Here is a 14995-nt window from a genome sequence, read left to right on the forward strand (position 1 = left end):
AGCCTTCTTGTTGGAATGAAAGGACTGCGTTACATGGCAGTTGCTAGAGTCATGAGCTTCCAGCTCACTTGAAATCGAATGGCACAACAAGGTTGTGCCATTACTTCTATTACTTGGCGAAGAGCTGGCTCATATCCTTGAACGCCTTGAACTCAAGTGCGTTGCCACACGGATCGAACAGGAACATGGTGGCTTGTTCGCCGACCTGCCCCTTGAATCGAATGTAGGGTTCAATCACAAACTCGGTACCAAAGGACTTCAGGCGCTCGGCCAGGGCCTCCCACTGCTGCCACTCCAGGATGATGCCGAAGTGCGGAACGGGGACGTCGTGCCCGTCTACCGGATTGCTATGGACGCTCTCCTGAGAAGCAGTTTTGGGGTGTTCATGGATAACCAGTTGGTGACCGTAGAAATCAAAGTCGACCCACTGCGTGCTGGAGCGACCCTCTTGCAGCCCGAACACTTCACCGTAAAAGGTGCGTGCCGCCGCGAGGTCATAAACAGGGATCGCCAGGTGAAAAGGAGAAAGGCTCATCGGAACTCCAATCAAGGTTGTTATCGGTTTTGTTTTGAGTACGGAGCCAATCGTAGAGCCGCAGACCAAGCAAAAAAATCAATATATATTTCTTAGAAACACAATTAATATTTGTGAATGATCAAAGAACTGAAAACACTCATCGCCGTCGCACGGGAAGGCACCTTTGCCGCTGCCGGCAACAGGATCGGGCTGACGCAGGCCGCCGTGAGCGCCCAGATGCAACGTCTGGAGGCCGAGTTGGGTTTCCAGATTTTCGACCGCAAGGGCCGCTCGGCTCACCTGAACAGAATGGGGCATCAGATACTTCTGCAGGCGCAGGAGTTGCTTCGCCTTTATGACAATCTGGGGTCCACCACGGTTGGACTGCCAGCCAGCGTTCTGGTGAACATCGGCGCCATCGCTTCCGTGCAGCGCTCGTACTTACCGGATGCGCTCGCCAAATTTCACCAACAATGTCCGCAATGCCGAACCCGTGTGATCCCGGGTCTGTCGATGGAGTTGGTCAACCTGGTGGATGCCGGCGAGATCGACATGGCGGTGATCATTCGCCCGCCCTTCTCACTGCAAAGCGATCTGCGCTGGACGACCCTGGCCCTTGAGCCCTACCGGCTGATCGTTCCGCGTGATGTGCCCGGAGAAGACTGGTCGGCACTGCTTTCCAGCCAACCTTTCATTCGCTACGACCGATCATCTTTTGGCGGCAGGCAGGTCGATCGTTTCTTGCGGCAAATGCATTTCACCTTGCGTGAAGTGTGCGAGCTGGATGAACTGGAGGCCATTATCAAGCTGGTCGAAAATGGCGTCGGCGTGGCGCTGGTGCCGCAGACGGCGACCCATCAGGATTGGCCCGCCGGGGTGCGCGTGCTGGACCTGGGGCAACACACCTTCCATCGTGATATCGGTCTCGTCCATCGGGCTCGGCAAAGTTTTACCGAACCGGTACGGGTACTGGCCCAACTGATCGTTGAGCAGGTTCAGAGCGGTTACGAATAAGCCCCAATCATCCACTTCACCTTTTCCAGCGCCTCGCGCAGTGCGCCCATCTCCACAGAGCCCAGCGCCAGGCGAAACGCATGCGGGACATTGGCCGAAGTGGCAAACGGTTCGGCGGTGGAAACCGACACATTTTCGCGCATCAACGCCATGGCGATCTGGTCGGCCCTTGCGTCTTCCGACAACGGCAGCCAAAGAAAATACGACGATGGATGGCGAATGAACCGCAGTCCCGCCAGTACCTCGCCGGCCACGACTTGCCTCGCTTGCGCGTCCCGGCGTTTTTCAGCTTCCAGTTGCATGACGGTGCCGTCGTCGAGCCATGTCGTGGCGATCGCCGTCATCACGCCTGGGGTATTCCAGGTGGTCGCTTTGATCGTGCGCTCCAGCGCGGGCACGTTTTGGAGGGGGGCGACGACGAAGCCGACGCGCAATCCGGTAGCCACACTCTTGGAGAGCCCTGACACGTAAACCGTCCTCTCGGGGGCGAGTTCCGCCAGCGGTGCGGGGGGATTTTCCGCCAGGAAGGCGTAAGCGGCGTCCTCGATGATTAGCAGCCCATGCCGGCGCGCAATCGTCACCAGAGACTCGCGTTGATCGGTACTCATCACCCATCCCAGCGGATTGTGCAGGGTCGGCATCGTGTACACGGCCCGCACGCGTCTATGCCGGCACAGGCTTTCCAGCGCCTGCAGATCAGGCCCGTGATCGAGCACTGGAATGGGCACGATTTCAAGGTGCAGTGAGTCGGCCAGGACCTTGAATCCTGAATAGGTCAACGCATCCGCCGCAATCACGTCACCGGGTTGCAGCAGCGCCATCATCGTCACGGCTAGCCCCTGCTGGGCACCGTTGACGATCAGCACCTGCTCCGCCTCAACCGTCAGGCCCCGGACGCGCAGATGGCGCGCCACAGAGGCGCGTTCATGCGGGCGCCCGGCGTGTGGCTGGTAGCGCAGCAGCGATTCCAGATCGCCGGCCGCTGCGAGCTGGCGCAGGGCATTGCGCAACAGTTCTGCCTGCCCGGGAAGCGCTGGATAGTTGAAGTTCAGGTCGGTCATGCCAGCGGCAACGGCATGCTGGTCGATTGCCTGGTTAGGCGACCACGAGGTTTCCCTGACGAACGTCCCCCGCCCCGCTTCCCCGCTGACCAGGCCCATGGCTTCAAGCTCCGCATAAACCCGGGTTGCGGTCACCAGAGCCAGCCCTTCGGTTGCCGCCAACTGACGGTGCGTCGGCAAACGCGTGCCCGGCAACAATCGTCCGGAACGGATATCCGCCGCAAATGCATCCACCAGTGATTTGTAGCGGGAACGAGGCATGTGCAAGTGTATCCATGACAATATTTTGATTGTATTGAGTTTCGTTTATACGATGCCTCCCATGCAACCTGCATAAAGGGGATCCTCAATGGAACGCACATCGAACCTGCAACACCACACCACGGAAAAGACCGCGAGCGGATGGCTCAACGGGTTCATCGGCGTGCTCATCTTCAGCGGCTCGCTGCCGGCGACACGAGTGGCCGTTCTGGAATTTGACCCAGTCTTCTTGACCGTTGCCCGGGCCAGCATCGCGGCTATTCTGGCGCTGTGCATGCTGCTGCTTTTCAACGAAAAACGGCCGGCCAAAAGTCAGCTTTTCTCCCTGGCAATCGTGGCGCTCGGCGTTGTTTTGGGGTTTCCGCTGTTGACCGCGTTGGCGCTGCAATATGTGACGTCCGCGCATTCCATCGTCTTCGTTGGCCTGTTGCCACTCGCCACCGCAGCGTTCGGTGTCTGGCGCGGTGGCGAGCGGCCCCGGCCGGTTTTCTGGTTTTTCTCGGTGCTGGGAAGCCTGCTGGTGGTGGGGTTTGCCGTCTCCCAAGGCCTGACCGCCTCTCCTGCGGGGGACATCCTGATGTTGCTGGCCATCCTCGCCTGCGGATTGGGCTATGCAGAAGGCGCGAAGCTTTCAAGAACACTGGGCGGCTGGCAGGTGATTTCCTGGGCCTTGGTGCTGTCGTTGCCCGTCATGATGCCGCTGACCTGGTTCCTGGCCCCGCCTTCGCTCTCGGGAATCACCCCGACCGCATGGTTCAGCCTGGCTTACGTCTCGCTGTTCAGCATGTTTCTCGGTTTCGTGTTCTGGTACCGCGGGCTGGCCCAGGGCGGAATTGCCGCCGTCGGTCAGCTTCAGCTGCTACAACCATTTTTTGGCCTGGCGCTGGCAGCCACACTGCTGCATGAGCAAGTCAGCCTTGGCATGCTGGGTGTGACCGTTGCGGTGATCCTTTGCGTGGTTGGTGCACGAAAGTTCTCGAAGTAGACCGCTCACGGTCAGAAACCGACTGGTGGTCGGCTTCGGGGTGGCAGGAAGGCTACCCTTTTGGCGTGCTGAGTATTTCGCTGCCGAAGAAGCCCGAAACCATGAACGCGGACAAAAAGGTGCAGATCAAATCCAGTTGAATCCGAGACAGTCCTTCGCGCAAAAAAAGCCCCTTGTCGGGAAGCCGGCACGGGGCTTTTTTTATGTGGTCAAAAAAATAACCGGGCGGGCGCGGTTAATGCCAGTCAGTTAATCCATGTGGGAGCGGGCTTGCTCGCGAAGGCGGCGGGACAGCCAGCATCAATGTTGAATGACACACCGCTTTCGCGAGCAAGCCCGCTCCCACAGGTTTCGTTTCTTAACTGACCGGCAATTAGACGGTCGCGGCTCGTTATGAACGACCCTGCGTTCTCACGCTGAGCCAAGGCCATGAAAAAGAACGAACAGTGGAACCTGTCCTACTTCGCAATCGCTTTTATCGTGCTGAGCCTGATGCAGATATTCTTTGGCGAGCGCCAGGCGGTGCAGCCCCTCCCGTACAGCCAATTCCTGCAACTGCTGAACGAGCAAAAAGTCAGTGATTTGCGGATCGACAAGGACCAGATCAGCGGCAAGTTGCAAGAGCCCATCGACGGACGCGAGCGGTTCTCCACAGTGCGGGTCGACCCGGCGCTGGCGAGCGAACTGTCCCAGTCGGGCGTCGGTTTTACCGGGACCACCGAAAACACCTTTATGAACAGTCTGTTGGGCTGGTTGTTGCCGTTTATCCTGCTCATGGTGTTCTGGAATTTTTTGTTTCGGGGGATGGCGGACAAACAAGGCCTGGGCGGGCTGATGAATGTCGGCAAGTCCCGGGCCAAGGTGTTTGTCGAACGCGACACCGGAGTGACCTTCGCCGATGTCGCGGGCATCGACGAAGCCAAGGCCGAACTGGTGGAAATCGTCTCGTTCCTCAAGGACAAGGCCCGATACGCACGCCTGGGCGCGCACATTCCCAAGGGCACCTTGCTGGTCGGCCCGCCGGGCACCGGCAAAACCCTGGTGGCCAAAGCTATCGCCGGTGAAGCCGGGGTGCCGTTTTTCTCGATCTCGGGGTCCGAGTTCGTCGAGATGTTTGTCGGCGTCGGTGCGGCCCGGGTCCGCGACCTGTTCGAACAGGCACGGCAGGCGGCGCCCTGCATCATCTTCATCGATGAACTCGACGCGCTGGGCAAGATGCGCGGCGTCGGTACGCTGGGTGGCAATGACGAAAAAGAACAGACCCTCAACCAGTTACTGGCCGAGCTGGACGGCTTCGATCCCCGTGAGGGCGTCGTATTGCTGGCCGCGACCAACCGGCCGGAGGTTCTCGATCCGGCGTTGTTGCGGGCCGGCCGCTTCGACCGGCAGATTGTGATCGACCGCCCCGATCGCAAAGGGCGGGAGGCAATCCTTAAGGTTCATCTGCAGAAAATCATCGTGGAGCCAGGGCTCGATGGTGCGCGTATTGCCGAGATCACCACTGGCTTCACCGGCGCCGACCTCGCCAACCTGGTTAACGAAGCGGCCATCGTCGCCACCCGTCGCGGCGCCGAAGCGGTCAATCTGGACGATTTTACCGCGGCAGTAGAACGCCTCATCGCAGGGCTCGAACGCAAGAGCAACCTGCTCGATCCCGACGAGCGCCGGGTGGTGGCCTATCACGAAATGGGGCATGCCCTGGCCGCCAGCACGCTGCCGGCGATGGATCCGGTGCATAAAGTGTCGATCGTGCCCCGCGCCATCGGCTCGCTCGGCTATACCCTGCAGCGACCGACCGAGGATCATTTCCTGATCAGTTGTCAGACGCTCAAGGACCGGATTGTCGTGCTGATGGCCGGGCGCGCCGCCGAGGACCTTGTCTATGGCCAGATCTCCACCGGGGCCGCCGATGATCTGGGCCGCGCGACCGATATCGCCCGGCAACTGATCACCCGGTTCGGCATGAGCGCCGAACTCGGACAGTCGGTGCTGGAGCGGCAAACCCCAACGTACCTGGGGGATCGCATGGCCACGTTGGGTGATAAGGACTATTCGGAACAGACCGCCCGGGAAATCGATCTGGCTATTCGCGCCCTGCTCGATGAAGCCTACCAACGGGCCAAGGCATTGCTGGAAAGTCGGCGAGCCGACCTGGATGAGGGGGCCCGCCTGTTGCTGGAGAAGGAAACCCTCACGCCCGAGGAATTCCCGCCTCTGCTGCCGCTCAAGCCTGCCCCGGCATTACCGCGACCGTGACGCCACGAATCCCCTTTCAATGTTTTTCCGACACTGTTCGCCAACAACGCTAGGCTTACAAACAATGTGGTGATTATCGCCATTTTGCAGGGAGCGCAAAAATGGAAATCATTAACCGTTGGCAAAACCTCTCTCTCAGGATGGCCCAGGGAGGAATGCCGCAATGAAGCTTTCCAATCATTACAAATGGTCTGCCTTGGGCGTCATTGCGCTTGCCCTTTTCAGCGTATTGATATTTTTGCTGATCAAATCCTACTCGTACGATACTTCGTCCTACTTCGAATCGCGCGACTTTGTTCGCCAACTCAAACAGTTCGATGCCACTTGGAACGGGAAGGTTCTGAGAGCAAAAATCGGCATGAACAACAATTTGCTTCTGGTGGCGCATCCTGAAGCAGAACAGCGATGGGCGCAGCTCGATAGCCTTAACGCCGTCGGCCCGTTTTCGACCCTTTGGCAATCTCGACGGCAGGGTTATCTGGATGCGGTAGAAAACAAAACCCGGTTGGTTGAACAATTCAAACAGCACAACACCGTGCTGCGAACTTCACTCGATGCCCTGCCTGAGCTGGAAGATGGCATTCAGGCGCTGCGGGAAGACTTCAACGACAAACCCCCGTTGCTGCATGCTGCGGCGGCCTCACTGGTGTTCGATGTTACGTTGGATACCTTTGAATACGCCCTCAATGTCTCCAGCGAAATGGCTGAGGAAATCGCCGAACATCTGAAAAATCTGAATGAATACGTCAATCAACTGCTGCCGGAACAGCGCCCGCCTTTCACTGCATTTGTAGGCGCTGTGAATGCCATTGTTCGAGAGCAGCCCATCGTCAATGACTTGGTTGATCGCATCAGTGTGATTCCGGTCGCACAGCAACTGGACAGCATCAATGAGTTATTGAACGAAACACAACGGCGCACCAGCGCGACAGACCGCCAATACCACCTTTACCTGGGCATCTGCGCCGGCATCATGGCGCTGCTGTTGTTGTACCTGGCCGCCCGCCTGATTCGCAGTTATGCCGTGATCAACAAGATGAACAATGCATTACAGACAGCAAACGAGCGCCTGGAGCAACGCGTCGAGGAACGCACCCGCGAACTGCTGGAAGCCGAGCGCGAGTTGGTCGAAGCCGCGCGGATGGCCGGTATGGCAGAGGTCGCCACCAATGTGCTGCACAACGTCGGCAATGTGCTGAACAGCGTTAACGTCTCGGCAGATTTGATCACCCGCAAATTGGCGGCCAGTAAAACCCTGGGCCTGGGTAAAGCGGTGAACATGATGAACGAGCATGCCGAAGACCTGGGGCAGTTCATGGCGTGCGATGAAAAAGGCAAACTGCTTCCCATTTACCTCAATCAACTGGTCGACTCCATCGCGGCCGAGCAATCGAGCATCGTTGACGAACTGGCGCAACTGACCAAAAGCATCGATCACATCAAGGACATCGTAGCCACCCAACAAGCCTATGCCGGTGCCGCCAGGCTGGTCGAGCCGTTGAACGTCGTCGATCTGTTCGAGGATGCGTTACGCATGAATTCCGGCGCCTTGAGTCGGCACCATGTCGTCGTCACCAAGGACTACCAGGACACGCCGACCATCATTGGCGACAAACACCGACTGCTGTTGATCCTGATCAACCTGATCAGCAATGCCAAATATGCAATGTCCAAGGTCAGCGACCGTCAGCGCCACATGACCCTGGGCGTGAAGATTATCGATAACGCAACGCTGCGCCTCAGCGTAGAGGATCAGGGCGAAGGAATTGCTGCCGAGAACATGACCCGCATCTTCAATCACGGCTTCACCACGCGCAAGGAAGGTCATGGTTTTGGCTTGCACAGTTGTGCGCTCGCGGCGGTAGAGATGAACGGGCACCTGCGCGTCCATAGCGATGGACCCGGCCAGGGAGCGGTTTTCACCTTGGACATACCGCTGGAGACAGCGCATGCATTGCCGGCAGCCGGAATGTCAGTTAGTTAAGTCGCAAAACCTGTGGGAGCGGGCTTGCTCGCGAAGAGGGCGTGTCAGTCGATATTAATGTTGCCTGACACACCGCCTTCGCGAGCAAGCCCGCTCCCACAGGGATTGTGGTTTTACTCACTGGCATTAGTCGCCCCGCCAAAATACGACTAACCAATCAGAGCCATCAACTGTTGCCGCTGCGCATCCGTCAGCATCGGGCCGAAACCTGCACCGGCGTTTTCCGCCATGTAGCGCGGGTTGCTCGTGCCGGGGATGACACAGGTCACCGCCGGATGAGCCAGCAGGAACTTGAGCGCCAGTTGCGCCCAGCTATTGACCCCCACTTGCGCAGCCCATCCCGGCAGCGGTTTGCCTTTCAATCGAGCCAGCAAACCACCGCCGCCGAAAGGCCGATTGCAGATCACCGCCACACCGCGTTCGCGACACAGCGGCAGGATTCGTTTCTCGACGCCGCGGTCGTCCAGGGCGTAGTTGATCTGTAAAAAGTCCAGCGGCTCGGCTTTCAACACGGCCTCCACTTCGTCGTAGGCCGACGCGGTGTAATGGGTGATGCCGATGTAGCGGATGCGCCCTTCTGCCTTCCATTGGCGCAGGGTCGGCAGGTGGGTTTTCCAGTCCAGCAGGTTGTGAATCTGCATCAGATCGATACGGTCGGTCTGCAACAGCTTGAACGACTGCTCCATCTGCGCGATGCCTTCTTCGCGACCCTGGGTCCAGACCTTGGTGGCCAGAAAGGCCGGCGAGCGCGGCCGATGAATCGACAGCAGTTCACCGGTGGTCTGCTCGGCGCGACCGTACATGGGCGAGCTGTCGATCACCGTGCCGCCCTTCTCGAACAACGCGATGAGCACGGCGGGCAGTTGCTTGTAGGCCGCGTCGGAAGGCGCGACATCAAAGCCGCGATACGTGCCCAACCCGACCATGGGTAACGGCTCGTTGCTGGAAGGAATGGCTCGGGTCAGCATGTTCTTGCCTCCTGTTTCCGTCGACGGCGCCGATGCGGCAAAGGCCGGATCGAAGGTGAAGACCGCCGAAACACCGGCAGCCAGCGTGAGTAGTTTTCTACGCGTGAAGACAGCAGGATCGGTCATGGAATTCCCCCTGACTGTTCATTCATGGTCGCCCTTTGTTCTTGTCGTCTGGCCAGCCACAGACATAACCAGCCCCACAGCCCGGCAAACGGCACGATCACCACCGCCACCAGACCAAACCCCGCGCCCAGTACCGTCAACCCGGCGGAGAGCCAGCCACTGGCGGCATCGCCGCCGCGATACACCAGGGTTTCGATCACATTCTTGGCCTTGTACTTTTCCTCGCGGCTCACCACCGTCCACAGCACTTCTCGCGCCGGGCGCACGATGGCGAACTCGACGGCGCGGCGCAGCCCTTGCGCCAGCGCGACGGTTGCAGGCTCGGGCGCCAGGGCCATGGCGCTAAACGCCACAATCGTCGCCAACGGCAATGCCACCAGCGCCCCGCCGATACCGATCAGGCGGATCAACGGTGCGGTCAGCAGCAGTTGAAATAGCAACGTCAGCGCCGACACGATCAAATCGACGATGGCGAAGAATTGCGTCCTGCTGGCCACATCAGCATAGCTGCCAGCGACAATCCGTCCCTGTTCGAAATACAGCAAGGTCGCGGCACTGGTGTGCAACAACATGAACAGCACCAGCCCCATCAGATAGCGCGAGCGCAGGATCAGTGTGATCCCGGCCAGCATGCTGCCGCCCATGCGCCGCTCATCCAGCCAGCGGCTGCCAGACTGCGACGCTGTGCGCGACAACAGCGCCCGATAGCAGCGCACCGCACATTCCAGCAGCACAGCCGCCGCGACGGTCAATGCCAGCGGCCCAAGACGGGTGGCCATGGTCGCGGCCAGCAACGGCCCGATGAACGTGCCCAGGGTGCCACCCGCCGCAATGAAACCGAACAGCCGCCGCCCTTGTTCACTGGAAAAGCGGTCGACCAGCACGCTCCAGAAAATCGAAACGATGAACAGGTTGTAGATGCTGATCCAGACGAAAAAAACTCGCCCCACTGTCACCGGCGCAATGCGCTGAGCGATCAACACGCCAAACACCAGCATCGACAAGGCGATCAAGCGATAGATCAACGGCACGAAGCGCATGGCAGGCAGCCGCGAAACCAGCGCGCCAAACAGCGGCACCATCACCAGCATCACCACGAAAGTGGCGGTGAACAGCCACTGCAACTTGTCGGCACCGCCCTCAAGACCCAAGGCATCGCGCAAGGGTCGCACCAGGTAATAACTGGCGAGCACGCAGAAATGGAAGGCGAAACCCAACATCAGGGCCGTTCGTTCGGATGGCAGAACCTTGACCCATTTCAGCGCGTCGGTGGCCGTCACGGCGCAGCGCCCGCAGCTTCCAGGTACGAACTTCGAACCATGGGCACCTCTCCTGTACAGCTGAAATTGCTGAACTACACTCTTGCAACACTCAAGCAATAGCTGTCTTAAGGCCCAAAACAGTCAATGTCGTCTAATGCCCAGTCATGTGGGAGCGGCTCCTTAACTGACCAGTATTAGTCCATGTCGCCCACTAAAGTTAGTCGAATGTCGCGAACCCTGATGTCTCTCTTCGTATTCGTTGCCGTTGCGTACCTGGTGCTCTGCGCAGCGCTGTTCGTGTTTCAACGCGCCCTCATTTACTACCCGCAACCACGCGCTATGGACGCGCCCGAAACACTGCTGACGCTGCAAGTCGCCGATGCGCAGGTGCTGGTGACTGTCAGACCGCACGCCGGTCCGAAGGCGTTGATCTACTTTGGCGGCAATGCCGAGGACGTTTCCCGTAATCTGCCCGGCTTCTCGCAGGCCTTTGCGGATCATGCGATCTACTTGCTGCATTACCGAGGCTACGGTGGCAGTTCCGGGTCGCCGTCCGAGGAAGCGATTCAGCGCGATGCGATGACCTTGTTCGACATGGTCTACAACACCCATCCCACTATCGCCGTGGTCGGGCGCAGCCTGGGCTCGGGCGTCGCCGTACGCCTCGCCAGCCAGCGCCCGGCTTCGCGGCTGATTCTGATCACGCCCTACAACAGCCTTGAAGACCTCGCCGCCCGCCAGTTCCGCTGGTTCCCGGTAAAGTGGCTGCTTCAGGACAGGTTCGAATCCTGGAGATACGCGTCTCATATCACCATGCCGACACTGTTGATCGCGGCCGAACACGACGAAGTCATACCGCGCTCAAGCACGGAAAAGCTCTACACGAATTTTGCCAAGGGCGTGGCCACGCTGCAGGTGATACCGGGCACGGGCCACAACTCGATATCCGAGAGCCCGCAGTACCTCAAGCTTCTTGGTTCCGCGTTGTGAAGTCAGGTGTAAGCCAACAGTCGGCCGCACAGCACCACAGTGACCCATAACCCTATCGAGAGCACTGCCTGCATTTTGGCCATTGCAGGTGCCGCGATGTCTGTATTCCACCGGCCGACTGAACGGTAAACACCGACGTGAAAAAGGCCTGCGTTGATGCCCGCCGTAGCGATCAGGCACAGCTTTAAAATGAAAATATTGTTGGTGGCGAAGTCATGGGGATGGGCTGTAAACATCATCAGACCAGCCGGTACGATCAATACCAGGGCAGCGACGGACCATCTCAGCAAATGGCGAGCCAGCGCCGTCACCGGAATATCTTTTGATAGGCCCAGCACCCGCAGATCGAACATGAAAACCGAGCCGACAAGCACCACGAAGCCAATGATATGAACCACCTCGACTACCGGGTACAGCCACAACTCGCTGCGCATGGCCAGCCCAAGTCGCGAATCATCCAGCCAGTCCAGCCAGCTATCCGGACCTGTCCCCGCGCGGGCACTTGTGGTGTCCATCAGCGCAACTCGGTGGTTTTATCGCCGATGGTGATGCGTTCGGCTCGCAGTTCTTCGGGTTTGTTTCGATTCGGATAGCCGACCACGGTAACCGTCGTACCGACATTCAGCATGTCCTTCGACAGCCCACGGTTCTCCATGCGCGATGGCGGTGCCAGAACGATGATCCACGTCTTGTCGGCGGTTTTGAGACGCAAGAACCCGTGCGGATGGGAATAACCGGATTCCTCGATGGTTCCGTTCAGCTGCATGGACTTGCTGGAGTCGTATTCACTCCAGCCGTGATGAGCGAACGCCGCAGTGGCCACCAGTAGCGATGACAGTCCAATGCTCTTGAGCAAGGCTTTCATGATGCGGTCCTCCTGTTGCAGACATTGATTAACATCAGTCATGCGAGAACAGCGTAGCCCGAACGATCGATCAATCGCCGTCGCATTTGACCTCTTTCTTGTACTCATCCCGCTTGGCTTCGATCTTGATCTTGCAGCCACGCTCCCGGTACTCGTCTTTCCACTCTCCACTACGCCAATTGGCGCCGCGACCATTCGGGCATTTGATCTCTTCCTTGTACTCATCGTTTTTGGATTCGATCTTTACCTTGCATGGCCCGTCCCAGTATTCGTCCTTCCACTCGCCCCCCTCGCGCCCGCCCCGCCAGTGATCCGCTGACGCCGGCGTCAAGATGACTGAGCTCATCACAGCCACCATCCACATGCCCAGCATGGATCTCGCGCTCATTTCACTTCCTCTGCAATTAAAGACTATGCGACAGGCCAGGCTTTCCCACAGCCCACCGTATCAGCGCCCTGATCGTAACGGTGGGCCTGCAGGTGATACGACAACGATCTGCGGCAGCTTTCTCCTTGAGCGAGACAAAAGGCTGGTCGGGCTGAAACCGGCTCGCGGTAGAAAGGATGTGTAGCCTGAGTGAGTATCTGGAGATGTCGATTAAACAGTGCTTGTTTACCGGTCTTACTGTGGGTTTTGTAGTGGATGGGCCGGCCTCTTCGCGAGCAAGCCCGCTCCCACAGGGGATCTGCTGTGAACCCATTTTTTGCGATCGCCGCAGATTAAATGTGGGAGCGGGCTTGCTCGCGAAGAGGCCCGCAAGAACACCCTCAAACATAACCACTGATTTACTCGTCAACATTCAACGCATAAAACTCATGCAACTTGGCCTGCAACAGTTTCTTGTCAGGCAGCTGAGTCTGATATTCCGCGATCAATGCGGGCGAAAGTGAACGGTTCAGGGCGTACTCGACGACTTCGTCATCTTTGCTGGCGCACAGCAAGACCCCGAACGCCGGGTTTTCATGGGGCTTACGGACGTTGCGATCCAACGCCTCAAGGTAGAAGTCCAGCTTGCCGAGATATTCTGGCTCGAAACGCCCGACCTTGAGCTCAATCGCCACCAGGCAATTGAGCCCGCGATGGAAGAAGAGCAGGTCCAACGCAAAGTCACGGCCGCCAACTTGCAACGGATACTGCGAACCGACGAAACAAAAGTCACGCCCAAGCTCGATCAGAAAATCCCTGAGCCTGCGCAGTAATCCACCATGCAGATCAGACTCGACATGACCGTGCGCCAAATCGAGAAACTCGACCATGTAGGTGTCCTTGAACACGCTCAAGGCTTCGGGATGTGTTTGCCTAACCAACGGCGAGACTTTTGCGGGATTGATGACGCTTCGCTCAAACAGAGCGGCTTTGAACTGACGTTCGAGTTCGCGGCTCGACCACTTCTCCTGAATCGCCATGCGCAGGTAAAACTCACGTTCTTCCGGGCGTTTGCTTTGGTTGAGAATGATCAGGTTTTGGGTCCAAGGCAATTGTCGCAGCAGTGCTGCGACAATTGGGTCATGCCTGTATGCCTCGTAAAACTTGCGCATACGAAAGAGATTAGCTCTGGTAAAACCACGCAATCCCGGCTGAGTAAGAGCGAGGTGAGTAGCCAATTGAGCGACCACTCCATCCCCCCACTCCGCGGCTTCGATCTTCCGGCTGATGTAAGCCCCGACCTGCCAATGCAATTCAATCAACTCGGTGTTGACTGCCTGCACCGCTCGCTGCCGGGCAGTGACGATCAGTTGCGTGATTTCGTTAAAGCTTGCACCAACGGATGGCGCAGTAGCGCTGAGGTCATTCACGTGAAGGCGTTCCTGTTTAGTAGGTGACGACCTTTCTAGTACTCCTCAACCCGAAATAATAATCACGATGTGTGTCGAAGTGAAACAGACTCACGGATAACTAAACCCCTTAACCAACATCAACTCCCCCGCCGCCCGCATCGGCACCAGGAACGTTTCCATCTTCTCGTTCGGCGTCCCCTCTTCCGTAATCACCGTGATGTGCGCAGTGGTCAACGCCTGCTGAGCCTCTTCCTGCCCTTCATCATCACTGCGATACCCGCCACCGTAGTAGTTCACGTACACCAGGTATTGCCCCTTGATCGGCGCCGGCATGGCGAAGATTTCGGGGCCGTAGCCGGTGGTGACGTCGACGTCGAGTGCGCCGCCGTTGGCCGCGACGCGGTCGCCGTACCAGATGTGGCCGCCGTCAGGCGTGACGAGGTGCAGGTCGAGGTCGGTGCCGTCGCTGTCCCACGCCAGCAGCACGCGCAACTTGGCCGGGGTGGCGCCGCCGCTGGTGTTGAGGAATTGGGTGCGGTGGCGTTGTTGACCATCGGGGCTGCGGACTTCAACGCTGTTGCTGCCGTTGGGGAATGAGAACGGGCGATCGTAGCGGCCGGCGGGGTCAATTTTCAGCGGCATGCTGACGCCGTTGACGATCAGCTTGCCGGGCTCATTGTCCTTCGGGGCGGATTTGATCTGGCCGGTGATGCGAGCAGTGTTGGCCTGCCCTACCGGTGTGTTGACCGAGGAAGCCGGGTAATTCACCTTCTGCCGAAAATTTTCACCTTCGCCTTCGGGCGCGCCCGTGCGCCAGCCGCCAACGGGCGTGTCGAGTTTGACCGCGCTATCGGCGGCGAACGTGGTCGGCCATACGCAAAAGGAACAAAGGAACAGGAGGACCTGTGGGTAACGGAGTTTCATGGC

The 14995-nt window shown here is 58.5% G+C and carries 14 protein-coding genes; 5 read left to right on the forward strand and 9 right to left on the reverse strand.

The features are described 5' to 3' along the window. Positions 1–109: 109 nt before the first annotated feature. Positions 110–535, reverse strand: coding sequence for a VOC family protein (locus tag IC37_RS00080; protein WP_008013629.1), 426 nt, complete (start codon positions 533–535; stop codon positions 110–112). Between the two features lie 117 nt (positions 536–652). On the opposite strand from IC37_RS00080, the gene IC37_RS00085 reads away from it, so the two are divergent. Continuing rightward, positions 653–1531: a LysR substrate-binding domain-containing protein gene (locus IC37_RS00085; RefSeq protein ID WP_030131056.1), complete on the forward strand. Its 879-nt coding sequence runs from the start codon at positions 653–655 to the stop codon at positions 1529–1531. Here the strand turns inward: IC37_RS00085 and IC37_RS00090 are convergent. After that, on the reverse strand, positions 1522–2853 hold the full coding sequence (locus IC37_RS00090; protein ID WP_030131055.1) for a PLP-dependent aminotransferase family protein: 1332 nt from the start codon (positions 2851–2853) through the stop codon (positions 1522–1524). The two genes, IC37_RS00085 and IC37_RS00090, sit on opposite strands and share 10 nt — an antisense overlap. Before the next feature lie 88 nt (positions 2854–2941). Between IC37_RS00090 and IC37_RS00095 the strand changes: the two genes are divergently transcribed. The 3 genes from IC37_RS00095 to IC37_RS00110 all read left to right on the forward strand — a co-directional run bounded on the left by IC37_RS00095 (position 2942) and on the right by IC37_RS00110 (position 8078). Continuing rightward, complete coding sequence (locus IC37_RS00095; protein WP_030131054.1) at positions 2942–3838, forward strand: DMT family transporter; 897 nt, start codon at positions 2942–2944, stop codon at positions 3836–3838. A 429-nt stretch (positions 3839–4267) separates the two neighbouring features. After that, positions 4268–6094: an ATP-dependent zinc metalloprotease FtsH gene (gene ftsH / locus IC37_RS00105; RefSeq protein WP_030131053.1), complete on the forward strand. Its 1827-nt coding sequence runs from the start codon at positions 4268–4270 to the stop codon at positions 6092–6094. Positions 6095–6257: 163 nt separating this feature from the next. Further along, positions 6258–8078, forward strand: coding sequence for a DAHL domain-containing protein (locus IC37_RS00110; RefSeq protein ID WP_030131052.1), 1821 nt, complete (start codon positions 6258–6260; stop codon positions 8076–8078). Positions 8079–8227: 149 nt separating this feature from the next. On the opposite strand, the gene IC37_RS00115 is transcribed toward IC37_RS00110, so the two are convergent. Next, positions 8228–9046 (reverse strand): aldo/keto reductase, encoded by an 819-nt coding sequence (locus IC37_RS00115; protein WP_033864923.1) that lies wholly within the window; start codon positions 9044–9046, stop codon positions 8228–8230. Positions 9047–9168: 122 nt separating this feature from the next. Continuing rightward, positions 9169–10392 carry an NTP/NDP exchange transporter gene (locus IC37_RS00120; RefSeq protein ID WP_051414846.1) on the reverse strand — a complete coding sequence of 408 codons (1224 nt, stop codon included), beginning with the start codon at positions 10390–10392 and terminating at the stop codon, positions 9169–9171. A gap of 243 nt (positions 10393–10635) precedes the next feature. Here IC37_RS00120 and IC37_RS00125 point away from each other — a divergent pair, with 243 nt between their 5' ends. Beyond that, positions 10636–11424, forward strand: coding sequence for an alpha/beta hydrolase (locus IC37_RS00125; protein WP_030131049.1), 789 nt, complete (start codon positions 10636–10638; stop codon positions 11422–11424). A 2-nt stretch (positions 11425–11426) separates the two neighbouring features. Here IC37_RS00125 and IC37_RS00130 read toward each other — a convergent pair whose 3' ends face one another. The 5 genes from IC37_RS00130 to IC37_RS00150 all read right to left on the reverse strand — a co-directional run bounded on the left by IC37_RS00130 (position 11427) and on the right by IC37_RS00150 (position 14992). Further along, positions 11427–11939 (reverse strand): DUF6644 family protein, encoded by a 513-nt coding sequence (locus IC37_RS00130; protein WP_030131048.1) that lies wholly within the window; start codon positions 11937–11939, stop codon positions 11427–11429. Then, on the reverse strand, positions 11939–12289 hold the full coding sequence (locus IC37_RS00135) for a DUF6152 family protein (RefSeq protein ID WP_030131047.1): 351 nt from the start codon (positions 12287–12289) through the stop codon (positions 11939–11941). Before IC37_RS00135 ends, IC37_RS00130 begins: the two co-directional genes overlap by 1 nt. Before the next feature lie 70 nt (positions 12290–12359). Beyond that, positions 12360–12635: a hypothetical protein gene (locus IC37_RS00140; protein ID WP_256580593.1), complete on the reverse strand. Its 276-nt coding sequence runs from the start codon at positions 12633–12635 to the stop codon at positions 12360–12362. A gap of 440 nt (positions 12636–13075) precedes the next feature. Then, positions 13076–14086 (reverse strand): YhcG family protein, encoded by a 1011-nt coding sequence (locus tag IC37_RS00145; protein ID WP_030131045.1) that lies wholly within the window; start codon positions 14084–14086, stop codon positions 13076–13078. Between the two features lie 90 nt (positions 14087–14176). Continuing rightward, complete coding sequence (locus tag IC37_RS00150; RefSeq protein WP_030131044.1) at positions 14177–14992, reverse strand: YfaP family protein; 816 nt, start codon at positions 14990–14992, stop codon at positions 14177–14179. Between the last annotated feature and the right edge of the window lie 3 nt (positions 14993–14995).

Origin of the sequence: Pseudomonas sp. QTF5 (assembly GCF_000512695.2) — a bacterium.
Lineage (GTDB): Bacteria > Pseudomonadota > Gammaproteobacteria > Pseudomonadales > Pseudomonadaceae > Aquipseudomonas.